A 23685-nucleotide genomic window follows, 5' to 3' on the forward strand; every position below is an offset into this window, starting at 1 on the left:
GATCGGCTCGTCACCGTGTTCGGAGATGACCGAGCATGATCGCGAGTTCGGCGCGCCCACGTGCACACCGGCTCTTCACCGTGCCGGGCGCGACCCCGAGATGGTCGGCGGTGTCGGCGACGCTGTAGCCCTCCACGTCCACGGCGATGATCGCGACCCGTTGATGCGCCGGCAGGGCGGCCAGAGCGTCCGCGACATCGAGCCGGAAGGCGAGCCGGTCGGCCGGATCGGTGCCATCGGAGAGGTCTCGGGCGTCGTCTTCCGGAAGTTCGACGGCCAGGCGGATCTGGTTCCGCCGCAACCTGTCGAAACACGCATTGACGACGACGCGGTGGAGCCACGACCGGACCTGGGCATCACCCCGGAAGCGGCAGGCGTGACGGTGAGCGTTGAAGAGGGCGTCCTGCAGGGCGTCGGCGGCGTCGTCGGGATCGCGCGCCGTGCGCATCGCGACCGCCCACAGGTAGCTTTCGTGGCGGCGGACCAGCGCAGGGAAGGCCGAGGGATCGCCTGCGGTGTGTGCGGCGAGCAGTTCGACGTCCGAACGGTCGTCCGGAGCCGGGGATCGATGGAACCCACCGGACTCACCACCGCCGATCGCGCCTCCCGCCACGGCGCATGTCAACACGCTCTTACCCCTCGCATACCGCTGAAGGGGCCGACCCGGGTTGGGTGGTCCGCTTCAGGCTTTGTGTGCGACCGGGCTCGGACATCCAGAGCTCCGGGAACTTCCACCTCGAGAGGCGCGCGTTTGTGTCGCTGATGCTAGCAGTCGAGGAGGTACCGATCCCACCGCTCAGTCGGTGGTGGCCGGTGCGAAACGACCGACGAGCAACTGATTGCCCACCGCGCCCGGGTAACGCCTGAGCCGGAACCGCACCTGCGCCCACGCGCCGCCCGGCGCGAGCAATCGCACCGGCGTGGGTACCTCGTAGTCGTCGAGTTCGTTCTGCAAGGCCTCCCGAGCGCGCAGGAATTCCGCGCAGTCGTCGGGATGGATGAGATTGCCGGGCAGATCCGGATGGTGGTCCACCGCGGATTCCGCGACATAACTCGGCCGGGCCGAGAGCCAGTAGATGAGGAATGGCACCACATCCTCGGGATCTGCCGGATTGGTCCGGAATGCGACCAGGACCGCCGGCCGTACATCACCATCCCGGTCGAGATCGACGAGACGGAGGGCGGTGAGCGGATCGACGCGGATCGGTTCGGTGTCGGTGACGTCGTGGAACAGTCCCCGCACCTCGTCCGCGTCGGGACCGACACCGCTGCGCGCGAGACCACGCCAGGTCATCAGGTGACTGTCGTCGTGCAATACGGTGAGCGGGCCCTGGAACGTGGTGCGCGTGCCGTTGTTCGTGCACAGTTCGGCCAGTTCGTTCAGTGCGTCGAACTGCACCACCTTGCGCAGGAACTGGCCCGGGTCGCGAGTATCACCGAACCCGTCCGGACTCTGCGACGACATCATGTACGACTCCAACGTGTGTCGTGCGATCAGCGTCTGGGGATCCCAGTTGACCGATGCGATCGCGCGCTCTGGCGACACCGGCTCGCTCGGGGTGTCCACCCAGGTCTTGACGCCATACACCTCACCCTCGTATCCGAGGACCGGCCGCAGGACCACCCGACGGTCACCCAGTCGCCCCCCGATCACCCGATCGAGCGACCGCCGGGACCTGATGACCTCCGAGATCGGCGCGGCAATGTCGATGCCGTCCGATCTGGTCAACGCACGGACCGACCCCCAATCGCGAAACTCGCCCTCGCGAAAGACAATCGACCTCGTCTCGACGTCGAGGCACTCGATCAGGTACCAGGTCATCGCTCAGATCTTTCGCGGGGTTGCAACGACCGTGAAGGGTTCGGGCCTCAGCGTGGCCCGCTCCCGCATGACGAGTTCGTCGGAATTCTCCAGCCGGAACCGGAATCTCGACAGAAGCGATGCCAGCAACAGAGTCGCCTCGTGCATCGCGAACTGGCGTCCGATACACGATCGAGGGCCGGTACCCCAGGGGGAGAAGAACTTTCGTGAACTGGCGGTGATCCGTTCCTCAACAAACCGATCCGCGCGGAACTGGTGGGCGTCCGGGCCCCACACCCCGGTGTCGCGCTGCGCGGCCAGCGCGAGCACGAACACCCCTCGCCCGGACGGCACACGGTAGCCACCCAACTCCTGGTCGGTGCGCGCGACCCGGAAGAAGCCCGGGGCCGGCGGCCACAGTCGCAGACATTCGTTGAGGTAGGCGCGGATCTGTCGGGACTTGACGACCCCCTCGTAGGTCAGCGGGGCCGGGTCGAGCTCCGTCGAGGCGATCCGGTCGCCCGAAACCGGTTCGGCCGCCAGGTGATACAGCGCCACTTCCATCAGCGCAGCGGTCGTCTCGTGCCCTGCGGCCAGGAATGTCAGCACCTGGTCGGTGACGTTCTGTAGTGGCAGTCGATCACCCGTATCGGGATCCTCGGCCTCGAGCATGAGGCCCAAGAGGTCGGCATGTCCGTAATCACCCGACTGCAAACGGGTTTCGATGATCCCTTCGACGAAAGTCCGACAGACCGCGATGTCTGCATTACGGCCCCGCGCACCGAGCAACTCACGAACCGTTCCCACCAGCGGCACGTCGTTGGTCGATTCACTGGCCCAGACCAGCACGCGCCCAAGGGAAGCCAAGAACTGCTCGGTTCCCTCCGCGGCACCGTCACGATGGCCGAGCAGGCCCATGCGGCACGAGAACCCCGCCCGCCCGATGACTTCCAGGGTCGCCGAGGTCATGTCCTGGTGCACATCGACCACCGGCGACATCGCCCATTTCGCGGCCAGGTCGTCGGCGACGCTCGCCATCGCGTCGTGATAGATCCGCATCGCCGACTGCGAGAACCCCGGAGTGAGGATTCGACGCGCCTGCCCCCACAGCGGGTCCTTCGACCGCGCCGTGAACAGGCCCGCTCCGGCGAGTTCGCGCAACTGAGCGAGCGGTCCGACGAGTGCGCGACCCCAGGAACGCTCGTCCAGTGTCTGATTCGCCAGATCTGCTCCACCCACCACCACCAGACGGTTCCCGAGCAACTCACGCTGGAACACGGGGCCGAGCCGGAGGGCCAACTCCGCCTCGTGCTGGGTGGGCCGGCGCCGATCTGCTGATCGGACGTCTCCGAGGATGGGGATGCGACCCGGCGGATGTGGCAAAGCACTCAGTGGCTTGCTCACGATGTACTGCCTCTCGACGATCGGATGGTTGGCCAACGAGCGCGGGGACCGCGCTGTCACAGCATGTTGCCAGTACCGAGGTGGCGACCCCGCGCCGCTGCCACCTGCTTCCGGATCCGATGGAACCGGACCGCGGACCGGTGCGTCTTAAACCTGACGATCACGATCACAGGCACGACCAGATACCAGTCGGACGCCGCGCTCGGTCCACCCACGGTGGATCAGGTCCGGGGGAGAGAAGTGGGAGAGTGGAGCGATGATCCCGCCGGGAGCAGCAGACGACTCTGACAGCACGGCGTCGCGCTACCCGCAACCGCCTTACTCGACCGATCTCCTCGCAGACCTACACGCCGATGTCCTCCCGCCTGACGTCGCCGAGTACATGAGATCGCGCATCACTGACGACCCTGATGCCCGAGCGGTTCTCGACGCCCTCGACCGCACGACCGCGCAACTACGCGGCGCGGCCGTGCCATCGGTTCCCGTGCCTGCCGAGGTGGCGTCCAGGACGCGACAGACACTCGACGAGATAGGCGCGGAGGCCTCCGCCACCGGCGGCACCGTCGTCGGTATCGCGGAACGCCGGCGGCGAAAGGTGCCCGCCCGTTGGTTGGCGGCCGGTGGGGTCGCCGCCGCGATCGTCGCGGTCCTTGCAATCACCGTCGGAGTGCTGCGGTCACCGGCATCCGACCCACCGATGCAGGCAGAGCCGTCCGGGCACACGACCACCGACCTCCAACCCGGTGATCATGCCGCGCTGCTGTCCGTATTGGGGAAGAAGGACTTCGCGCCGTTCGGATCGCAGGAGGCGCTGCGCCGCTGTACCGGCGCCAACGGGGTCGCGGCCGATACCGTGGTCCTCGGAACCGGAGCGGTCACCGTACGCGGACACCAGAGTGTGGTGATCCTGCTGTCCACCGGCACCGCCGGCCGCTTCGACGCCCTGGTCGTGGCACCCTACTGCACCACCGGGAATCCCGCTCGCATCAGCCGGACCGTGATCGGCGGCTGACGCCGCGCCGGACAGTCACGCCGGCCCGACCTCATGTGATCGACCACGCATGCCTCCCGCCGCCGGGAACATCTGCCCTTACCCTGATGTTGAGACAGCCGAGACAACAGGTGCGGCTTCGAAACGCAACGCGCCAGTCGAGCACGGAGGACGGATGACCCAGCCAGACAGCCAGCAGATCCACGACCTGATCATCATCGGATCAGGCCCCGCCGGCTACACCGCCGCGATCTACGCGGCTCGCGCCGAGCTCGCGCCGATCGTTTTCGAGGGCACGCAGTTCGGTGGCGCCCTGATGACCACCACCGAGGTGGAGAACTTCCCCGGTTTCCAGGGCGGCATCCAGGGCCCGCAGCTCATGGACGAGATGCGGGAACAGGCGATCCGTTTCGGCGCCGACCTGCGCATGGAAGATGTGGACACCGTGCGCCTCCAGGGACTGGTCAAGGAGGTCGAGGTCGGGGGCGAGGTGTTCCGCGCTCGTGCGGTCATCCTGGCCATGGGTGCCGCGGCGCGCTACCTCGGGGTCGAGAACGAGCAGACCCTGCTGGGACGCGGTGTATCCGCATGTGCGACCTGCGACGGTTTCTTCTTCAAGGATCAGGACATCGCCGTGATCGGCGGCGGTGACTCCGCGATGGAAGAGGCGACGTTCCTGACCAAGTTCGCGCGCAGCGTCACCCTCGTTCATCGACGTGACGAGTTCCGTGCGTCCAAGATCATGCTCGAACGCGCCCGGGCCAACGAGAAGATCCGGTTCGTCACCAACTCGGCCGTGACCTCCGTCCTCGGCGACAACTCCGTCACCGGGCTCGGGCTCACCGACACCACGAGCGGCGAGACCAGCACAGTTGACGTCACCGGCATGTTCGTCGCGATCGGGCACGATCCGCGCAGTGAACTGGTCCGCGGCCAGATCGACCTGGACCCGGAAGGGTACGTGCAGGTCGCCGGCCGGACCACCTACACATCGCTACCGGGCGTGTTCGCCTGCGGCGACCTCGTCGACCACACCTATCGCCAGGCCGTCACGGCGGCCGGCAGCGGCTGTTCGGCGGCGATCGACGCGGAGCGCTGGCTCGCCGAACAGGGCGACGTCGACATCGACGCCGGACTCGAGGGCGAGTTCGTGGTCGTCGACGCGCCCGCGACCGCCTGACACACCACCCGTCACACCTACTTCTGACGTCCATAAGGAGGACACCATGGGAGCAAACACCGTCGCCGTCACCGACGCGACCTTCAAGGACGAGGTACTCGGCGCCGACAAGCCGGTACTCGTCGACTTCTGGGCGACCTGGTGCGGCCCGTGCAAGATGGTGGCACCCGTACTCGAGGAGATCGCCCGCGACCACGGCGACAAGCTGACCGTCGCGAAGCTCGACGTCGACGCCAACCCTGGGGTCGCCCGCGATTTCCAGATCATGTCGATTCCGACCATGATCCTGTTCGAAGATGGCAAGGCCACCAAGACGATCGTCGGCGCCAAGGGCAAGGCTGCCCTCCTGCGTGAGCTCGACGGAGTCGTCGGCTCGCCTGCATGATCAACTGACCTGCGGTTACCCCGGCACCGGACGAAGGTGCGGGGCCGCAGGAGCCCGATGATGGCGCCCCTGGTGGCGCCATCATTTGGTCGTGCCGTCGCGACCTGAAAGAATGCTCGGTGTTTGGCGGCGGTGTGCGGTGAGCACCGATCTGGGGGACGCTGACACCCATACCCATCCACCGCGCTGCCTGGACGAGGAGTTGCTGATGCCGTTGTTCCGACTCGGGGATCATGGCTCGGCTGTCGCCGAGATCCGGAATATCCTCGTCGGACTCAGACTGCTGACGTCGAGTCCCGCGCCTGAGAGCATGTCCGGCACAATCAGTGGCTGGACACCTCCAGAGGCGATCTTCGACGACGCGTGTGATCGTGCCGTCCGTGCGTTCCAACAGGAGCGCGGACTGATCGTCGACGGCATCGTCGGACCGGCCACCTACCGCGCACTGCGCGAGGCCTCGTATCAGCTCGGTACCCGCGTACTGCTCTACCGTCTGTCCGCACCGATGGTCGGCGACGACGTCGCGACTCTGCAGGGGCGCCTCCAGAATCTCGGCTATTACACCGGCCTGGTGGATGGCACCTTCGGTGAGACCACCCACAACTCGGTGTGCCTGTATCAAAGCGAGTACGGCCTCTCGTCCGACGGAATCTGCGGGCCGGCGACGCTACGTTCGCTCGAGCGGCTCGGCACCCGCGTGACCGGCGGGTCGCCGCACGCCATTCGCGAGGAGGAGCAGGTCCGCCGATCCGGCCCGCAACTCTCCGGCAAGCGAATCCTCATCGACCCGGGTTCCGGTGGGCTGCATGATCTCTCGTCCGGCGTCACCGCCGAACTCGAGTCTGCGGTGCTGTGGGATCTCGGTTCCCGGCTGGAGGGGCGCATGGCCGCGGCCGGAATGGAGACCTTCCTCTCCCACGACGGGCGAGGCCGTCCCGGCGACGATGAGCGCGCCCGGGTCGCCAACCTCGTCGACGCCGATCTGATGATCTCGCTGCGCTGCGGTCATTACCCCAACGACCGCGCACATGGTGTGGCGTCGTTCCACTTCGGCAACTCACACGGGTCGTTCTCGACCATCGGCCGCAACCTCGCGGGCTTCATCCAGCGCGAAATCGCCGCGCGCACCAGCCTCACCGACTGCCGGACGCACGAGCGGACCTGGGATGTGCTGCGGCTCACCAGGATGCCGGTGGCGCTGATCGACATCGGCTACATCACGAACCAGAACGACGCGGAGCTCCTCAACGACCCCAAGGCCCGCGACGTCATTGCCGAAGCCATCCTCGTGGCCGTGAAGCGGCTGTATCTCCTCGGCGAGAACGATCGCCCGACAGGTACCTACACTTTCGCGGAACTTCTTGCGGCGGAGCGCCTTTCCAGCTGACCCTCGCCAGCTGGCCCTCACCACCTGTCGACGTCCGGCTGACCCCGACGGCCGCGTCAGCGCTGTCGACGTCAGCGCTGTCGATGGCCGACCGGCACCGATGCCGGCCGCTCCTCGCGCCCGGCAAGATCCATCGCGGCCATCACCACCAGCTTCTCGAGGGCGTGCTCCACCTCGTGTTTCCAGCCCAACCCTTCGTCGAGTTCGAGGCGGAAGCGCGGAAACCGCGGATGCGATGCCACCAGATCGAATCCGGAGTCCTTCAGGAAGTCCGCATCGATGATGCATTCCGTGCAGAGGTTCGCCTGCGGACTGTCGTGCATCGCGCGGGTGATCTCCACGATCGTCTCATCCGCCCAGACCTGCATCTCACTCGATATGGATTCCAGAGCACCGAGCTCCGCCACCTCGTCGTGTTCGGATGGAGGCTGGCTCAGCCCGGACGGGTCAGCGGATTCCGCCGGCGTGCGAACGATGCCGAATGCCTCCACAGCCCGCACACCACGACGGACCAGATTGGTCACGACGCTGTCGAGAAGGATGGGAGCCGCTTCTTCGAATCCGGGTTCGGTACGAATGGAAGTCAGGAGCACCGCGTCGGCGCTCACCGGAGAAGTGGGGAAGTGGCCCGACCGCGGGACACGTCCGGGTGGCGCGTAGAACGCGGTGCCCACGTAATGACCCGTCTGTCCGTCAATCGCCACCTGACCGCAGGTGCCCCACTCCAGGAGCACGCCGGAGATCCACGCTTCCTTGTCGAACTCACTCTCGAATGATGTCCCGAACTTGCCGAAGATCTCGTTCTCGGTGGCCCGCGACGACGATGGATTCACCTCCCAGAACACGCAGCGGCGGGTGTGCATCGGCAACGACTCAAAAGATTCGAGATCGAGACGGGTGACCGCGAGATTCATTCCGACATCTCCGCCTCGCCCACGTGTGAAAGTTCGAAAGTGTAGTGCGGCAAGAGATTTCGTACTTTCACCGTCGTCCTCGCTGATCAATTGTCACTGTGACGTATCACCCGGGTACCCGCGTAAGGCATTTTCACACGGTCACGAGACCCCACGAGGGTCGACGACTCCGACGATGCGTTCGAGGTCTTCGACCGAGCCGAACTCCACCACGATTTTGCCTTTTCGCTTCCCGAGACTGACTGTAACCCTCGTGTCCAGTCGGTCCGACAGTCGCTCGGCCACGTCCTGCAGACCCGGCATCTGCATCGGTTTGCGCTTGGCAGGGGAGGACGGCGCCGACGGATCCCCGTCGCCACGATTCGAGAGGGTCACCGCCTCCTCGGTGGCGCGGACCGACATGCCCTCTGCGACGATCCGGGCAGCCAGCGCCTCCTGGGCGTCGCTCCCGGTCTCGAGGGACAGCAGCGCCCGCGCGTGACCGGCGGACAGCACCCCCGCCGCAACCCGTCGTTGGACCGGTACGGGCAGCTTGAGCAAGCGGATCATGTTCGTGATCAACGGTCGCGATCGTCCGAGGCGATTCGCCAGTTCCTCGTGGGTGACGCCGAACTCGTCGAGCAACTGCTGGTAGGCGGCAGCCTCTTCCAGGGGATTCAGCTGGGCGCGGTGGATGTTCTCCAGCAGCGCATCGCGCAACATATCCGCATCAGCGGTCTCACGCACGATCGCCGGCAACGCTTCGAGACCGGCTTCTTGACCGGCACGCCAGCGACGCTCACCCATCACCAGCTGGTAGAGAACCCCATCGTCGGTTGGCGCCGACAGGCGCCGCACCACGATGGGCTGCATCAGCCCGAACTCCTTGATGGAGTGCACGAGCTCCGCCAGCGCTTCCTCGTCGAACACCGTGCGTGGCTGCTGCGGGTTCGGCTGGATCTGCGCCGGCGGAATCTCACGGTAGACCGCGCCCATGTCGTTGGTCTCCGATGCGGCGCCATCTGAGGTCTCGCCATCCGGTGCATCGCTCGTCGACGCGACGCTCTTCGACACGACGCCGGGGGATTCCTGGCCCGGCCGATCAGATCCAACGCCTGGAGTGGTCCTTCCGATCACCACATCCGCCGCGGCCGAACCGAGGCGAGGCCCGCTCGGCTCATCGCCGTCGGGCGGGCCAGTGGGGATCAGCGCGGCCAGACCACGCCCGAGTCCGCCTCGACGCTGTGCAGTATCTCGCTGACTCACTGCTGTCCTCTCGCTGGGTGAACCGGGAGCATCGGCGAATGCCGTCGCACTACGCCTTCGAATCCTATCCGTACCGACCGACTGTGATCCGAATGCCGGGAACTGGCCAAACAGAGTGCGTTCACCGAGGTGACAGCGCTCATCATTGCGCTGCACCCCGCAGCGCCAGCTCTCTGCACGCGTCGAGATAACTCATCGATCCACGTGAACCCGGGTCATATTCGATGATGGTCATGCCGAAGCCCGGGGCCTCAGAGACCTTCACGCTCCGCGGGATGATCGCCTTCAGCACCTTGTCACCGAAGTGATTGCGCACCTCGTCCGCGACCTGATCGGCGAGCTTGGTCCTGCCGTCGTACATGGTGAGCACCACGGTCGAGACATGCAGCGCCGGATTGAGATGTGCCTGGACCAACTCGATGTTGCGGAGCAGCTGGCCGACCCCCTCAAGCGCGTAGTACTCACACTGGATCGGGATCAGAACCTCTTTGGCCGCCACCATCGCATTGACCGTCAGCAGGCCGAGGGACGGCGGGCAGTCGATGAGCACATAGTCGACGTCGAGGTCTCGTAGCGTGTCCTCGTTCAATGCGTTGCGAAGTCGGTTCTCCCGAGCGACCAACGAGACCAGTTCGATCTCGGCGCCGGCCAAGTCGAGCGTGGCAGGCACGCACAGGAGCCGATCGTTGTTGGGGCTCTTCTGCGTCGCTTCGGCGAGCGTGACCTCACCCAGCAACAGTTCGTAGACCGATGCGATGTCCGGAGCGCGATGATCGATGCCGAGTGCCGTACTCGCGTTGCCCTGGGGATCGAGATCGACGACGAGAACACCGAGTCCATGCAGGGCCAGGCCCGCAGCCAGATTCACCGCGGTGGTGGTCTTGCCGACGCCACCCTTCTGGTTGGCGATCGTGAGGATCCGAGTCTTCGGCGGGCGGGGGAGTTGGCCGGAACCACCGGGCGTGAGGACCTGACTCGCGCGCGCGGCCGCAGCGGCTATCGGGGTGTCGTGGAACTCGGGTCGTGATGTCGGGGGGGCTGGGGTTGGGGGAGCTGGGGTCGGGGGGGTAGGGGAGCCGCCACCGATAGTGGTTTCACGTGAAACACTCGGGTCCTGATCGACCACGCTTGGACTCCTTCGCCCGACTTCGTAACCTTCGGCAACCTGCCCCGCGTGGGCATCTCGATGATCAGCGGCTTCCGATGCCGCCGACCGATCACCGGTCTGCCGTCTATTCTGCGCCCTCCGTGGACTCCACACCAATCCGGTCACCTCTTCTTGTTGCGTGTTCGCGAACGCTTGCCAGAACCCCCGCCGATACGCCGTTTCGTCCCGATCACCACGGTGGTCGGGACGTCCAGGACGCCCTTTCCGCACTCGTCCACCCGGAGGTTGGTGATCCCGGACCGACCGACAAGATCGCGGTCGCGGTCGATCTCCTCGCGGGCAGACGCACCCTTGATGGCCACCATTCTGCCGTCCTCCCGAACCAGAGGACCGGACCACTTCGCCAAGCGCTCGAGTGGCGCCACCGCACGCGAGGTGACCACATCAGCGTCACCCACCTCCACACGGATCGCCTTCTCCTCGGCACGCCCGCGAACCACCCTCACGTCGAGCTCCAACTCCGCAACGATGCGGCGCAGGAAGTCGCTTCGTCGCAGGAGAGGCTCCACGAGCGTCACAGACAGATCCGGGCGCGCGATGGCCAGGGGGATTCCCGGTAGCCCTGCGCCGCTCCCGATGTCGACGATCGACTCGCCGTCGTCGATCACGTCGCCGATGACTGCACAGTTGAGGATGTGCCGATCCCAGAGGCGCGGCACCTCCCGCGGTCCGATAAGCCCGAGAACCACACCATCACCCGCAAGTGCTTCGTGGTACCGCTCGGCGATCTCCAGACGGTCACCGAACACGGTGACGGCCTCTGGGGGAGCGGGCCGCCTATCGTCCGTCTCGGTTGGTTCCACGTGAAACATCCTTTCATCGGCAATGCATGGGCCCGCTCTGTTTCACGTGAAACCAACGACGATGCTTTGCTTACTCCACGCGTTTCACGTGAAACAGCAGAGTGGCTGCCACCCGTGAACTACATCAGTGTGATTACTGATCCCGGATACAACAAAGTCCCGGCCGTAACCGGGACTTCGTCGCGTGCGTTCACAACACTAGCTGGATCGCAGTACCACCACACGGCGCCTGGGTTCGGCGCCCTCGCTCTCGCTCATCACGCCGTCGACAGCCGCCACAGCATCGTGCACGATCTTGCGCTCGAACGGCGTCATCGGGTCCAACTCCTCGCGGACACCCGACTCGCGAACACGTTCCGCCACCTCGCTACCGATGCGGGCCAGCCGGTCGCGACGATCCGCACGCCACCGCGCGATGTCGAGCATCAGCCGACTCCGATCGCCTGTCGCCTGCTGCACAGCCAGACGCGTCAGCTCCTGAAGCGCGTCGAGCACCTCACCCTTACGGCCCACGAGCTTCGTCAGATCATCGCCACCGTCGATGCTCACGATCGCGCGGTCACCGTCGACGTCGAGATCGATATCTCCGTCGAAGTCGAGGACGTCGAGGAGTTGCTCGAGGTAATCGCCGGCGATCTCGCCCTCTTCGACGAGACGCTCTTCATCGTCACGCTCATCATCATCCGAGTCGTCATCATCAGACTCGACATCATCAGACTCGACATCATCAGACTCGTCATCCGAGTCGTCCACATCATCGGACGCGGCCTTCTCGGCGTCGGTGGCCGGAGCTTCTCCCGCAGCAGCGGTCTCGGCCCCAGCGGACTCGGCATCTGATGTCTCGACCACAGCGCTGTCGGTGACCTCACCAGCCGACTGCGCGGCGTCGTCGCGGGTCTCCTGCTCGTCCTGTGCAGCGGTCTCTGCTGTCATCTCAATTCCACCTAACTCTGCTTCTGATCAACGTCTCTGGTGCCACCCACGAAGGGGGGAGGGGAGTGGCCGCCCTCGATCAGCGGCGTCCGCCCGGACGGCCGCCCTTCTTACGTTTCGCATTGCCCTTACGGTTCTTGCCCGCGACGTGAGCGGTACCCGACTTCTGACCGGCCGGGGCCTTCTGTCCACCGGCCTCGCCACTCGGGCCCGTCTTCGCGTTCTTCGTCGTCGCGCCGCTACCGTTGCCACTCGATGCCGATTCATCTGACGGCGCGCTCGCGTCCGGGTCGGACGTCTCGGCATCGTCGGCCTCGACCGCATCAACGGTCGTCGACGACGCCGGAGCAGCCTTCGCACGGCGATCCGGACGGAGCCACCGCTGCAGACCGCTCAGCGGTCCGGCCGATGTCGCAACCGCAGCAGCAGCCGATTCCGGCTCGTCGCCGTCTCCGTCCGCCTCACCCTTGGTGAGTTTTCGACCGGGATCGGGGCGCGCACCCGGCTTGGGCGCGTTCGCTTTCTGCTTCTCCTGCTTCTCGAGTTTCGCGGCCTCTTCTTCCTTCGCGATGCGACCGAAGACGATGTGCTGCTGGCCGTAGGTCCAGATGTTGTTACTCATCCAGTACAGGAGGATGGCCACCGGGAAGAACGGACCGGTCACGAGGATGCCCAGCGGGAAGACGTACAGCGCGAGCATGTTCATCATGCGGGTCTGCGGATTCTCGAGCGCAGCCTCGGGCTGACGAGCCACCGAGGCTCGTGAGTTCATGTGCGTCGCAATCGAGGCGACGATCATCATCGGGATCACCACGACCACGATCTGTCCGCGGGTGAAGTCGATGGGGGCACCGGGCTGAACGAATGCCTGGAACTGCTCGACCGGTTCGGTGATGAATGCCGACAACGGGACACCGAACAGCCGGGCGTCCAGGAAGTTCTGGACCAGTTCCGGGCTGAAGGCGTAGTTACCCACCAGACGGGTCTGCTCCGGCGACATGCCGAGCTGGCCCATCCCGGTTGCCGTGCGGTTGAACGAACGCAGCACGTGGAACAGGCCGATGAACACCGGGACCTGCAGCAGCATCGGGAGGCAGCCGAGCAGGGGATTGAACCCGTGCTCCTTCTGCAGCTTCTGCATCTCCTCGGTCATCTTCACGCGATCCTTGGCGTACTTCTTGCGGATCGCCTGGAGCTGAGGATTGATCTCCTGCATCTTCTTCGTGGTGCGGATCTGCTTCACGAAGGGCTTGTACAGAATGGCGCGCAGGGTGAACACGAGGAACACCACCGACAGCGCCCAGGCCACACCGTTGCCTCCCGGCGTATCCGGCGTGATCTCGGCGAACAGCCAATGCCAGACCCACATGATCCAGGAGACCGGATAGTAGATGAAGTTGAGCACGGGTCAGTTACCCCTAACCTCTGACGGTGTGTTTTCGGTGGCTCTGAACAGTTCCCGGAACCCACGTTCGGGTACCGGGTCGTAGCCGGGTTTGTGCCACGGGCCGCACTTGAGCAGCCGCACGATCGACAACCACCCGCCATAGACGAATCCATGGCGGGTGAGGGCCTCGACGGCATAGGCCGAGCACGTCGGCTCGAAGCGGCACGTGGGAAGCCGCAGTGGGGAGACCCAGGTGCGGTACAGCTCGATCAGGAAGACGATGATCCGCCGCGGCAGAAGGTAGAACCACCGCGTGGGTGTTCTCCGTTCGGCCCCGTTCTCGGAATCGGTCATCGCAATGCCTGACGGTCGGAAGGGTCGAAGGTTTCCCGGACTCGACGTCGCGACAGCGCGTCGCCGATTTGTTCCGAGAGTTCGATGCTGCTGAGTTCCGCGGTCGACCTGCGGGCCCGGATGACCATCATGGTCTCGGGAATCCGGAAATCAGCACGGCACAGATGAAAGGCTGCACGGAGCCGTCGTGCCACGCGATGCCGGATGACCGCATTGCCGACGGTCTTGCTCACGATCAGCCCCAGCCACGGTCCACCGACCGTGGCGATATCGGGACCGCGCGGACCGTCGGGGCCGGTTGCCGACCCCGTAAGCGGAAGAACATGGATGACGAGGTCACGCGTAGTCACCCGCACACCGGTCTTCAGCGTGCGATCGAAGTCGGATCCCCGAGAGATCCGATGCGCAGCAGCCACCATCGATACCAGCGACCGGCGATGTCGAGGACACCGCCGGTGTTGTCGCTGTCGAATCAGGCGGTGAGCTTTGCGCGGCCCTTGCTGCGGCGACCGTTGACGATGGCGCGGCCGGCGCGGGTGCGCATCCGCAACCGGAAACCGTGCACGCGCGAGCGACGACGATTGTTGGGCTGGAAAGTCCGCTTTCCCTTGGCCATGGGTGACTCCTTGTGCTCCTGCGTGGCGCCGCGCCGACTGCACGCGCGAACCACATCCTTCTTGGTGGTCTTCTGATCCCGGTGCGGTGCCGAACTGTTGTCGGTTGGGCGTCCGTGGCTGCGCCGACCGCACCCGAACTCTCTCGGGAACGATCACCACATGACCACAGGCCACCGCGCAAATACGCAACCTGGATGACCAGTCGAGACTACTGAGTACGACCGAGCAAATCAAACGAGCACAAGGCAAACACCGCCCCACGTGACGTCGCACACAGGTCACCCCGGGTGGACCACCATCCGGATGCACAATCGCGGTGACCTAATCCACCGATTCACTTTGTCGGCGGGACTGCACTCTGTTAACTTCGGGCGCAGAGTCAACGAAGAGAACGATTCAGTGGACCCTTCCGGCCGCCAGAGCGCTCAACGTACCCCCAGATCTGTACACAGCTGTGGACAACCATGTGGACAACTCGTGGCAGGGTGCGGCATGGTGACATCCTCATGACCGACGCTGGTCGTTGTTCCGGCAGGAGGGCCTGGCTACTTATGAGTGATGCACCGTTGATTGACGCCCCGTTGAGTGATGCACCGTGATGAGTGATCGCGATACGTTCGGCGAGGTCTGGCAGAGCGTGGTGGCCGAGCTCAACAACGATGCCGCCGCCCACGACCACGAACCGTTGACCCGCCAGCAGAAGGCCTGGCTCTCGCTCGTCCAGCCGCTCACCCTCGCCGAGGGGTTCGCACTGCTCACCGTGCCGACCCCGTTGGTCCAGGAACAGATCGAGCGCAACCTCCGCGACACCATCCGATCGGCGCTGAGCCGGCACCTCGGCCAGCCGGTCGATCTCGGCGTCCGCATATCCACTCCGGTCGTCGAGGAGCCGCTCCCCGAACCCGTGGCACCGATGACCGAGCGATCCGATCCCGCGGTCGCCACCGTCGCACCGCCCGCGCCCGCCCAGAGCGGCTTCGACGGACGACCCGAACGTGCTTCCACCTCGGAGCCCGCCGACTGGTCGACCTACTTCGCCGAGCGGCCGACTGCCGGGCAGTCGCCGTCGAGTGCCAACCTCAGTCCGAAGTACACCTTCGACACCTTCGTCATCGGAGCATCGAACCGATTCGCCCACGCGTCAGCCGTCGCCGTCGCCGAGGCACCCGCCCGCGCCTACAACCCCCTCTTCATCTGGGGCGAGTCCGGCCTCGGCAAGACCCACCTCCTGCACGCGGCCGGCCACTACGCGCAACGGCTGTTTCCCGGGATGCGGGTGAAGTACGTCTCCACCGAGGAGTTCACCAACGACTTCATCAACTCCCTGCGTGACGACCGGCGGGTCGCGTTCAAACGCCGGTACCGCGACGTCGACGTCCTGCTCGTCGACGACATCCAGTTCCTGATCGGCAAAGAAGGTATCCAGGAAGAGTTCTTCCACACCTTCAACACGCTGCACAACGCCAGCAAGCAGATCGTCGTCTCGTCCGATCGTCCACCGAAACAGCTTGCGACACTGGAGGACCGACTCCGAACTCGTTTCGAGTGGGGTCTGATCACCGATGTTCAGCCGCCCGACCTGGAGACGCGGATCGCGATCCTGCGCAAGAAGGCGCAGATGGACAACATCGCCGTGCCCGACGACGTGCTCGAACTCATCGCGTCGAAGATCGAACGCAACATCCGCGAGCTCGAGGGCGCCCTCATCCGGGTCACCGCCTTCGCCTCCCTCAACAACGCCGACCTCGACAAGTCGCTCGCCGAGGTGGTCCTGCAGGCGCTGCTGCCCAACTCCGGGACCCTCGAGGTCAGTGCAGCCAGCATTCTGGCGATCACCGCCGAGTACTTCGACATCTCCGTCGAGGAGCTCCGCGGACCCGGCAAGACCAGATCGATCGCACAGGCGCGGCAGATCTCCATGTACCTCTGCCGCGAACTGACCGACCTCTCACTCCCGAAGATCGGCGAGACGTTCGATCGCGACCACACCACGGTCATGTACGCCGAGCGCAAGATCCGCAAGGAGATGGCCGAACGACGCAAGGTCTACGACCACGTCCAGGAGCTCACCGCGCGCATCAAGCAACGCGCCGTCTGAGCCACTCCGCCGACAACTCTCGACTCGAACCACAGGGTTTGTCATGCCCGGATCCCTTAGATCCGAGCGGATCCAGTGACCGATTCTTGTCATCAGCCGTTGTGGACAACCCTCGGGATAACCGGCGCCCACTTGTGCACCGAGCGTGGAGAGAGGTTGAACAATCGTGGGATTCCACATGACCGAGCGATCGGCTCGACAGATATCCACCGCACGTCCACAACCACCCGTCCGCGCTGACCAGCCACAACCAGCGTCCGTACACAGATCCACAGGCCCTATTACTGTCATGGATCCTTCTCTAGAGAATCTCTTATAAAAGAAGGGACTGTGCACAGTGAGCGTCGGAACACGATCACCGCCACGACATCAACGCGTTCAGTTCCCCCCAACACCCCCCCGTCTGGCACCCTCGTTCTACAGTGGAATCCCAACCCGGAATCCCATTCGCATGAGCGAGCGGTACTCCGGCGGGAATCCCCATGCGAACCGCTCAAAGCACTCGCCCCGGGTCGATCCGGATCGGTGCTCGGCGGATTCGGGTGGACGTGACGAGAGTCAGCAGACGAAGAAGGGCAACCACCCAGCATGAAGTTCCGTGTCGCGCGTGACGAGTTCGCAGATTCCGTTGCCTGGGTGGCCCGCAGCCTGCCGGCGCGTCCACCGGTTCCGGTGCTCGGATGCGTCGTCCTGACCGTCGGGGACCCGGGCGCCGAGAACGCAGCGAGCGGGCCCCATGGCGACGGCTTGGAAGTCTCGGGCTTCGACTACGAGGTGTCCGCCCAGGAGACCGTCGCGGCCGAGGTCGCCGAGCCCGGCAAGGTTCTCGTCTCCGGGCGGTTGCTCGCCGACATCACCAAGGCGCTGCCCAACAAGCCCGTCGACGTGAGCCTCGACGGCACGCGCGTCGCCATCGCCTGCGGCAGCGCCAAGTTCTCCCTGCCGACGATGCCCGTGGAGGATTACCCGGAGCTGCCGACCCCGCCGTCGGTCACCGGGACCATCCCCGCGCAGATCTTCGCCGAGGCGATCGGCCAGGTCGCCGTCGCCGCCGGCCGCGACGACACGCTGCCGATGCTGACCGGTGTCCGCGTCGAGATCGAGGGCAACCGCGTCGTCCTCGCCGCCACCGACCGGTTCCGCCTCGCGGTCCGCGAATTGGAGTGGGATCCGACTGCTCCGGACACCTCCGGCGCCGTGCTGGTACCGGCCAAGACACTTTCCGAGAGCGCCCGTACCGCGGGATCCGAGTCCACGGGACAGATCTCGTTGGCATTCGGCACCGGATCCGGCATCGGCGGTGAGGGGATCCTCGGCATCCTGGGTGAGACCAAGCGCACCACCACCCGCTTGCTCGACGCCGAGTTCCCGAAGTTCCGTCAGTTGCTCCCGGCCAGCCACACCGCCATCGCGACCATCGAGAGCGCCCCCCTGATCGAGGCGATCAAGCGTGTCGCGCTCGTTGCCGAGCGCGGGGCACAGGTGCGGATGGAGTTCAGTGAGGGCACCTTGCTGCTCACCGCAGGTGGCGACGAGGCTGGCAAGGCGGAGGAGGAACTCGCCGTGCAGTTCCACGGCGAGCCCCTCACGATCGCCTTCAACCCCGGGTACCTGCAGGACGGGCTGTCCGCCATCGGCGTCGCGTCGGTGGATTTCGGATTCACCACGCCGAGCCGACCCGCGGTGCTGCGTCCGTCGACCGGCGAGGAGCCGGTGGCCGACGAGTCGGGCGCGTACGTCGCGCCGGACAGCGTCTTCACCTACCTGCTGATGCCGGTCCGTCTCCCCGGCTGACCCGCGGATCCGTCCATTTTCCAAGCGTCACCGAGCGGAGGGTCGTCGATGCAACTCGGACTGGTCGGTCTCGGGAAGATGGGTGCCAACATGCGCACCCGGATCCAGGAGGCGGGACATCACGTCGTGGGGTACGACCCACGACCGGAGGTCTCCGACGTCGCCTCCCTCGCCGACATGGTCGGTGCTCTGGAGGCGCCGCGGGTGATCTGGGTGATGGTGCCGTCCGGAGATCCGACGCGGACCACGGTGGCTGGACTCGCGGATCTGCTCGAGGCCGGTGACCTGGTCATCGACGGTGGAAACTCCAAGTACACCGATGACCTGCCGAATGCACAGGCCTTGGGAGCCAAGGGAATCGGGTACATCGACTGCGGTGTGTCCGGCGGTGTCTGGGGCCTGGAGAACGGCTACGGACTGATGGTCGGCGGATCCGACGACGACGTCGCGCGGGCCATGCCGATCTTCGACGCATTGCGGCCACCGGGGGACCGTGCCGACGGTTTCGCCCATGCCGGCCCGGTCGGCGCCGGGCATTACGCCAAGATGGTCCACAACGGTGTCGAGTACGGGCTGATGCACGCCTACGGCGAGGGTTACGAACTGCTCTGCGCCGAGCCGCTGATCACCGACGTCGAGGGCACCCTCCGGGCCTGGACCAAGGGGACGGTGGTCCGATCCTGGCTGCTGGAACTGCTGGTGCGGGCGCTGCAGGAGGATCCTGGATTCTCCGAGATCTCCGACTACACCACGGATTCCGGCGAGGGACGGTGGACCGTCGAGGAGGCCATCCGGCATTCGGTGCCGGCCAACGTCATCTCGGCGGCGTTGTTCGCGCGATTCGCGTCCCGCCAGGATCAGGGATCGCCGGCGCTCAAGGCGGTGTCCGCGCTGCGTAACCAGTTCGGCGGACATTCGGTGACCGACAAGCAGGGGCGTTCGGTCGGCGAAACCGGTACGCCTGCCGCGGATTGACGTGTTCGTTCGCGACCTGCGTCTGCGTGACTTCCGATCCTGGCGCGAGATCGACCTGACCCTACGCCCTGAACCCACCATCTTCGTGGGACGCAACGGATTCGGGAAGACCAACCTGCTCGAGGCCGCCTTCTATCTGGCACATCTGAGGTCGCACCGGGTGAGTTCCGACGCGCCGCTGGTCCACCGTGGCGCCGATGCCGCACTGGTCACGGCGACGGTGGAGAACGCCGGCCGCGAACTCACCGTTCAGTTGCAGATCAAGGCCGACGGGGCCAACAAGGCTACCGTCAACGGCAGCCCATCCCGTCGGTCCCGCGACATCCTCGGGATCCTGCGTGCGGTGATGTTCGCACCGGAAGACCTGATGTTGATCCGCGGGGACCCGTCGGACCGACGACGCTTCATCGACGAATTGGTGGCACAGCGCGGCCCACGTTGGGCAGCAACACGTTCCGACTACGATCGGGTTCTCCGTCAGCGTTCGGCGCTGCTCAAGACCGCCGGCGCGGCACTCCGGCGCGGTGGTTCCGACGCGGATTCGGTGATCAGCACTCTCGACGTCTGGGACGGTCAGCTCGCCGACCTGGGCGGGCGGGTCACCGCGGCGCGGATCGAGGTTCTCCGCGATCTGACCCCCCATGTCACCGAGTCCTATGCGGCGATCGCACCGCATTCACGTCCGGCGACCCTGGCTTACCGCGCCGCCGCCGGCCCGGACGTGGTCCCGCACGACGACGGGCCGGTCTCCGCCGACGAGATCGGTGCGATCCTGCTCGCCAGGCTCAGCGAGCTGCGCACCAAGGAGATCGACCGCGGGGTCAGTCTGGTCGGTCCGCACCGTGACGACATCGACATCGTGCTCGGCGACGATGTGGCGAAGGGGTTCGCGAGCCACGGCGAATCGTGGTCGCTGGCGCTGGCGCTGCGACTCGGATCAGTCGAGCTCGTGCGGGCCGACGGGGTGGAACCGGTGATCATGCTCGACGACGTGTTCGCCGAGCTCGACGCTCAGCGTCGAGCGCAACTGGTGACGTTCACCGAATCGGCCGAACAGCTGCTGGTCACCGCTGCCGTCCCCGACGACATCCCGTCGGCGATCGCGGGTCGGCGCGTCAATGTCGGCGTGACGGAGGACAATGGTTCCCGAAGCTCGGTCGTGAGCGGCGACGACATCGGGGAGGGCGACACATGAGCGACGACTCGGCGGTGCCCGATCGGCCGGATGGCGCGGGCACGCCGTCATCGGGTTACGAACTGGCCCGACAGGCGCTCGAGGAGGCCCGCGCAGCCGCGCGGGCTGCGGGTAAGTCGGTCGGTCAGGGACGTTCCTCGCCCATCACGGGTGTGCGCCGGAACGCGGGCAGGCGACGGAGATGGTCCGGATCCGGTCCCGACGGACGCGATCCGCAGCCGCTTGGACGGCTCGCCGGCAATATCGCCAAGGACCGCGGCTGGCAGCCGCATATCGGTCAGGGCACCCTGTTCGGGATGTGGGAGCAGATCGTCGGCACCGACATCGCCGCTCATGCACAACCGACAACGTTGAGCGACAACGTCTTACACATCCAGGCGGAGTCGACGGCGTGGGCAACCCAGCTGCGGTACATGCAGTCGACCATTCTCGCAAAGATCGCCGCCGCCGTCGGCGACGGCATGGTGACCAGCCTCCGGATCACCGGACCGAAGGCGCCGTCGTGGCGCAAGGGTCCCCGGCACATCTCCGGTCGTGGTCCGCGGGACACCTACGGCTGAGAGCCACCTCGCCACTTGCTGGGCCGCGCCTAGCAGATTCCGGACCGCAAAGCGAGGTCAGCTTTCCCCCAGACCGTAGATTTGCCTCCGATCCACAATCGGACCGGCATCGGCCGAAAAAAATCGATCTACGCGGACGGTAGCGGCCCCGGATACCCGTTTCTGTTCGGGTCAGGCAGTACTATGTAGTAGTTGTCCCGACAGGGGTGGACGTCAGCCGGTCTCCGGGCCCGGGCTGTATACCGATCTCGTCCGCGTCACCGGCGCGGATCAGGTCGACGTGTGTCCACTGCTGCGGGTATCACCGAGACAGAAGGAGCGGACGCAACTCGTGGCCGACACCAACGACACCAGCCAGTCTGACAGCGCTGCGGCGAAGAAGGACCGTAAGCCGAAGAAGTCGGGCGAGTACGGCGCCGACTCGATCAGCATCCTCGAAGGTCTCGAAGCCGTCCGGAAACGGCCCGGTATGTACATCGGGTCGACCGGCGAGCGAGGGCTACATCACCTGATCTGGGAGGTCGTCGACAACTCGGTCGACGAAGCGATGGCCGGCCACGCGAGCCGGGTGGACGTCACCCTCCTCGAAGACGGCGGTGTCCAGGTCGTCGACGACGGTCGTGGCATTCCGGTGGACATGCACAAGACGGGCGTGCCCACCGTCGAGGTGGTCATGACCCAACTCCACGCCGGCGGCAAGTTCGATTCCGAGGCGTACGCCGTCTCCGGTGGTCTCCACGGCGTGGGCATCTCGGTGGTCAACGCGTTGTCGACCAAGGTCGAACTCGAGATCAACTACGGCGGATTCCACTGGGACCAGACCTATGACTACGCAAAGCCGGGCCCGCTCAACCAGGGCGATGCCACCCGCAAGACCGGCACCACCGTCCGGTTCTGGCCGGACGACAAGATCTTCGAGTCCACGGCCTTCAGCGCTGAGACGATCGCCCGCCGTCTGCAGGAGATGGCCTTCCTCAACAAGGGCCTGACCATCACCCTCACCGACAATCGTCTCAGTGACGAAGCGGTGGTCGCCGAGGCCGAGATGGACGAGGGCGACGACTCGGCCGAAAGCATCAAGTCGGAGGCCGAGAAGGTCCAGAAGGCGGCCAAGGTCCGCACCCGCACCTACCACTATGCCGACGGCCTGATCGACTACATCAAGCACCTCAATCGCACCAAGAACGCCATCCACACCTCGGTGATCGGGTTCACCGCCAAGGGCACCGGGCATGAGCTCGAGATCGCGATGCAGTGGAACGCCGGCTATTCGGAGTCGGTGCACACCTTTGCGAACACGATCAACACCCATGAGGGTGGTACCCACGAAGAGGGCTTCCGTGCGGCACTGACCAGCACCGTCAACAAGTACGCCTACGACAAGAAGCTCCTCAAGGAGAAGGACGGCAAGCTCACCGGCGACGACATCCGCGAAGGCCTCGCAGCGGTCATCTCGGTGAAGGTCGGCGATCCGCAGTTCGAGGGCCAGACCAAGACCAAACTCGGCAACACCGAGGTCAAGAGCTTTGTGCAGAAGACCTGCAACGAGCATCTCGGACATTGGTTCGAGGCCAATCCCGCCGAGGCGAAGACCATCGTCAAGAAGGCGGTCGACTCGGCGCAGGCACGTATGGCGGCACGCAAGGCACGAGAGTTGGTGCGGCGTAAGACCGCAACCGACATCGGTGGTCTGCCCGGCAAGCTGGCCGACTGCCGCAGCAACGATCCCAGCAAGTGCGAGGTCTACATCGTCGAGGGCGACTCGGCCGGTGGCAGTGCGAAATCCGGTCGGGACTCGATGTACCAGGCGATCCTGCCGTTGCGCGGCAAGATCATCAACGTGGAGAAGGCGCGCATCGATCGCGTGCTGAAGAACACCGAGGTCCAGTCGATCATCACGGCCTTCGGTACCGGCATCCACGACGAGTTCGATCTCGCCAAACTGCGGTATCACAAGATCGTGCTGATGGCCGACGCCGATGTCGACGGTCAGCACATCTCGACCCTGCTGCTCACCCTGCTGTTCCGGTTCATGCGGCCCCTCGTCGAACACGGACACGTGTTCCTCGCGCAGCCACCGCTGTACAAACTCAAGTGGCAGAAGAGCGCTCCCGAGTTCGCCTACTCCGACCGCGAGCGTGACGGACTCCTCGAGGCCGGCCGGACCGCGGGCCGGAAGATCAACGCCGACGACGGTATCCAGCGTTACAAGGGTCTCGGCGAGATGAATGCCAAGGAACTGTGGGAGACCACGATGGATCCCTCGGTCCGGGTGCTTCGTCAGGTGACGCTCGATGATGCGGCCGCCGCCGACGAACTGTTCTCGATCCTGATGGGGGAGGATGTAGCCGCCCGCCGCAGCTTCATCGCCCGTAACGCCAAAGATGTTCGCTTCCTGGATGTCTGACCACACTTCGCAGGCCGCCCCGCCGGTTGAGGTGCGAGGCACCGTCCTGAGATGCGAGGAACGAGCCACGAAGGAAGCGCTGGCGAC

General features: G+C 65.5%; 22 protein-coding genes. 10 read left to right on the plus strand and 12 right to left on the minus strand.

Going from position 1 to position 23685, the window contains the following annotated elements; all coding sequences use genetic code 11:
- Positions 1–10: 10 nt before the first annotated feature.
- The 3 genes from sigM to ACLQ3I_RS04865 all read right to left on the minus strand — a co-directional run bounded on the left by sigM (position 11) and on the right by ACLQ3I_RS04865 (position 3205).
- Positions 11–598, minus strand: a complete 588-nt coding sequence (gene sigM, locus ACLQ3I_RS04855; protein WP_425800734.1) for an RNA polymerase sigma factor SigM — start codon at positions 596–598, stop codon at positions 11–13.
- Between the two features lie 198 nt (positions 599–796).
- Positions 797–1822: a GAF domain-containing protein gene (locus ACLQ3I_RS04860; RefSeq protein WP_425800249.1), complete on the minus strand. Its 1026-nt coding sequence runs from the start codon at positions 1820–1822 to the stop codon at positions 797–799.
- Positions 1823–1825: 3 nt separating this feature from the next.
- Complete coding sequence (locus ACLQ3I_RS04865) at positions 1826–3205, minus strand: cytochrome P450 (RefSeq protein ID WP_425800250.1); 1380 nt, start codon at positions 3203–3205, stop codon at positions 1826–1828.
- 256 nt (positions 3206–3461) lie between these two features.
- Between ACLQ3I_RS04865 and ACLQ3I_RS04870 the strand changes: the two genes are divergently transcribed.
- From ACLQ3I_RS04870 to ACLQ3I_RS04885, 4 genes are all read left to right on the plus strand, one after another.
- Positions 3462–4217, plus strand: a complete 756-nt coding sequence (locus ACLQ3I_RS04870) for a hypothetical protein (RefSeq protein WP_425800251.1) — start codon at positions 3462–3464, stop codon at positions 4215–4217.
- A gap of 154 nt (positions 4218–4371) precedes the next feature.
- Positions 4372–5376, plus strand: a complete 1005-nt coding sequence (trxB, locus tag ACLQ3I_RS04875) for a thioredoxin-disulfide reductase (protein ID WP_425800252.1) — start codon at positions 4372–4374, stop codon at positions 5374–5376.
- Positions 5377–5422: 46 nt separating this feature from the next.
- A complete protein-coding gene (gene trxA, locus ACLQ3I_RS04880; RefSeq protein WP_425793214.1) occupies positions 5423–5761 on the plus strand; it encodes a thioredoxin in 339 nt (112 codons plus the stop codon).
- Positions 5762–5969: 208 nt separating this feature from the next.
- Positions 5970–7148 (plus strand): N-acetylmuramoyl-L-alanine amidase, encoded by a 1179-nt coding sequence (locus tag ACLQ3I_RS04885; RefSeq protein WP_425793483.1) that lies wholly within the window; start codon positions 5970–5972, stop codon positions 7146–7148.
- 71 nt (positions 7149–7219) lie between these two features.
- On the opposite strand, the gene ACLQ3I_RS04890 is transcribed toward ACLQ3I_RS04885, so the two are convergent.
- The 9 genes from ACLQ3I_RS04890 to rpmH form a co-directional block, all read right to left on the minus strand.
- Positions 7220–8062, minus strand: a complete 843-nt coding sequence (locus tag ACLQ3I_RS04890; RefSeq protein ID WP_425800253.1) for a hypothetical protein — start codon at positions 8060–8062, stop codon at positions 7220–7222.
- 141 nt (positions 8063–8203) lie between these two features.
- Positions 8204–9307 carry a ParB/RepB/Spo0J family partition protein gene (locus ACLQ3I_RS04895; protein WP_425800254.1) on the minus strand — a complete coding sequence of 368 codons (1104 nt, stop codon included), beginning with the start codon at positions 9305–9307 and terminating at the stop codon, positions 8204–8206.
- Between the two features lie 142 nt (positions 9308–9449).
- Positions 9450–10433: a ParA family protein gene (locus ACLQ3I_RS04900; RefSeq protein ID WP_425800255.1), complete on the minus strand. Its 984-nt coding sequence runs from the start codon at positions 10431–10433 to the stop codon at positions 9450–9452.
- A gap of 143 nt (positions 10434–10576) precedes the next feature.
- Positions 10577–11287, minus strand: coding sequence for a 16S rRNA (guanine(527)-N(7))-methyltransferase RsmG (gene rsmG / locus ACLQ3I_RS04905; protein ID WP_425800256.1), 711 nt, complete (start codon positions 11285–11287; stop codon positions 10577–10579).
- 189 nt (positions 11288–11476) lie between these two features.
- Positions 11477–12211, minus strand: coding sequence for a protein jag (locus ACLQ3I_RS04910; protein ID WP_425800257.1), 735 nt, complete (start codon positions 12209–12211; stop codon positions 11477–11479).
- A 79-nt stretch (positions 12212–12290) separates the two neighbouring features.
- Positions 12291–13616, minus strand: a complete 1326-nt coding sequence (gene yidC / locus ACLQ3I_RS04915; protein WP_425793221.1) for a membrane protein insertase YidC — start codon at positions 13614–13616, stop codon at positions 12291–12293.
- Between the two features lie 3 nt (positions 13617–13619).
- The gene (gene yidD / locus ACLQ3I_RS04920) at positions 13620–13952 is read right to left on the minus strand and encodes a membrane protein insertion efficiency factor YidD (protein ID WP_425800258.1); all 333 of its coding nucleotides are present in this window, start codon (positions 13950–13952) and stop codon (positions 13620–13622) included.
- On the minus strand, positions 13949–14371 hold the full coding sequence (gene rnpA, locus ACLQ3I_RS04925) for a ribonuclease P protein component (RefSeq protein ID WP_425793225.1): 423 nt from the start codon (positions 14369–14371) through the stop codon (positions 13949–13951). The genes yidD and rnpA overlap by 4 nt, the downstream gene beginning before the upstream one ends.
- A 53-nt stretch (positions 14372–14424) precedes the next feature.
- Positions 14425–14568 carry a 50S ribosomal protein L34 gene (gene rpmH / locus ACLQ3I_RS04930; RefSeq protein ID WP_124709456.1) on the minus strand — a complete coding sequence of 48 codons (144 nt, stop codon included), beginning with the start codon at positions 14566–14568 and terminating at the stop codon, positions 14425–14427.
- Between the two features lie 599 nt (positions 14569–15167).
- Here rpmH and dnaA point away from each other — a divergent pair.
- From dnaA to gyrB, 6 genes are all read left to right on the plus strand, one after another.
- Positions 15168–16667, plus strand: coding sequence for a chromosomal replication initiator protein DnaA (dnaA, locus tag ACLQ3I_RS04935; RefSeq protein ID WP_425793227.1), 1500 nt, complete (start codon positions 15168–15170; stop codon positions 16665–16667).
- A gap of 588 nt (positions 16668–17255) precedes the next feature.
- Positions 17256–18461: a DNA polymerase III subunit beta gene (dnaN, locus tag ACLQ3I_RS04940; protein WP_425800259.1), complete on the plus strand. Its 1206-nt coding sequence runs from the start codon at positions 17256–17258 to the stop codon at positions 18459–18461.
- A 48-nt stretch (positions 18462–18509) separates the two neighbouring features.
- Positions 18510–19436 (plus strand): phosphogluconate dehydrogenase (NAD(+)-dependent, decarboxylating), encoded by a 927-nt coding sequence (gene gnd / locus ACLQ3I_RS04945; RefSeq protein ID WP_425800260.1) that lies wholly within the window; start codon positions 18510–18512, stop codon positions 19434–19436.
- Between the two features lies 1 nt (position 19437).
- Positions 19438–20631, plus strand: a complete 1194-nt coding sequence (recF, locus tag ACLQ3I_RS04950; RefSeq protein WP_425800261.1) for a DNA replication/repair protein RecF — start codon at positions 19438–19440, stop codon at positions 20629–20631.
- Positions 20628–21191: a DUF721 family protein gene (locus tag ACLQ3I_RS04955; protein ID WP_425793231.1), complete on the plus strand. Its 564-nt coding sequence runs from the start codon at positions 20628–20630 to the stop codon at positions 21189–21191. Before recF ends, ACLQ3I_RS04955 begins: the two co-directional genes overlap by 4 nt.
- A gap of 331 nt (positions 21192–21522) precedes the next feature.
- Positions 21523–23598 (plus strand): DNA topoisomerase (ATP-hydrolyzing) subunit B, encoded by a 2076-nt coding sequence (gyrB, locus tag ACLQ3I_RS04960; RefSeq protein ID WP_425793232.1) that lies wholly within the window; start codon positions 21523–21525, stop codon positions 23596–23598.
- The last annotated feature ends 87 nt before the right edge of the window (positions 23599–23685 follow it).

It is taken from the genome of Gordonia sp. DT101, from assembly GCF_049844895.1.
In the GTDB taxonomy this organism is placed as follows: Bacteria; Actinomycetota; Actinomycetes; order Mycobacteriales; family Mycobacteriaceae; genus Gordonia.

Excerpts from the sequence above, each read along its gene's own strand:
- rnpA (WP_425793225.1), bottom strand. The coding sequence starts at position 14,371 with ATGGTGGCTGCTGCGCATCGGATCTCTCGGGGATCCGACTTCGATCGC.
- ACLQ3I_RS04910 (WP_425800257.1), bottom strand. The coding sequence starts at position 12,211 with ATGACAGCAGAGACCGCTGCACAGGACGAGCAGGAGACCCGCGACGAC.
- ACLQ3I_RS04890 (WP_425800253.1), bottom strand. The coding sequence starts at position 8,062 with ATGAATCTCGCGGTCACCCGTCTCGATCTCGAATCTTTTGAGTCGTTG.
- ACLQ3I_RS04885 (WP_425793483.1), top strand. The coding sequence starts at position 5,970 with ATGCCGTTGTTCCGACTCGGGGATCATGGCTCGGCTGTCGCCGAGATC.
- ACLQ3I_RS04955 (WP_425793231.1), top strand. The coding sequence starts at position 20,628 with ATGAGCGACGACTCGGCGGTGCCCGATCGGCCGGATGGCGCGGGCACG.
- ACLQ3I_RS04870 (WP_425800251.1), top strand. The coding sequence starts at position 3,462 with ATGATCCCGCCGGGAGCAGCAGACGACTCTGACAGCACGGCGTCGCGC.
- trxB (WP_425800252.1), top strand. The coding sequence starts at position 4,372 with ATGACCCAGCCAGACAGCCAGCAGATCCACGACCTGATCATCATCGGA.
- gnd (WP_425800260.1), top strand. The coding sequence starts at position 18,510 with ATGCAACTCGGACTGGTCGGTCTCGGGAAGATGGGTGCCAACATGCGC.
- rsmG (WP_425800256.1), bottom strand. The coding sequence starts at position 11,287 with ATGTTTCACGTGGAACCAACCGAGACGGACGATAGGCGGCCCGCTCCC.
- trxA (WP_425793214.1), top strand. The coding sequence starts at position 5,423 with ATGGGAGCAAACACCGTCGCCGTCACCGACGCGACCTTCAAGGACGAG.
- yidD (WP_425800258.1), bottom strand. The coding sequence starts at position 13,952 with ATGACCGATTCCGAGAACGGGGCCGAACGGAGAACACCCACGCGGTGG.
- dnaN (WP_425800259.1), top strand. The coding sequence starts at position 17,256 with ATGAAGTTCCGTGTCGCGCGTGACGAGTTCGCAGATTCCGTTGCCTGG.
- dnaA (WP_425793227.1), top strand. The coding sequence starts at position 15,168 with ATGAGTGATCGCGATACGTTCGGCGAGGTCTGGCAGAGCGTGGTGGCC.
- ACLQ3I_RS04860 (WP_425800249.1), bottom strand. The coding sequence starts at position 1,822 with ATGACCTGGTACCTGATCGAGTGCCTCGACGTCGAGACGAGGTCGATT.
- rpmH (WP_124709456.1), bottom strand. The coding sequence starts at position 14,568 with ATGGCCAAGGGAAAGCGGACTTTCCAGCCCAACAATCGTCGTCGCTCG.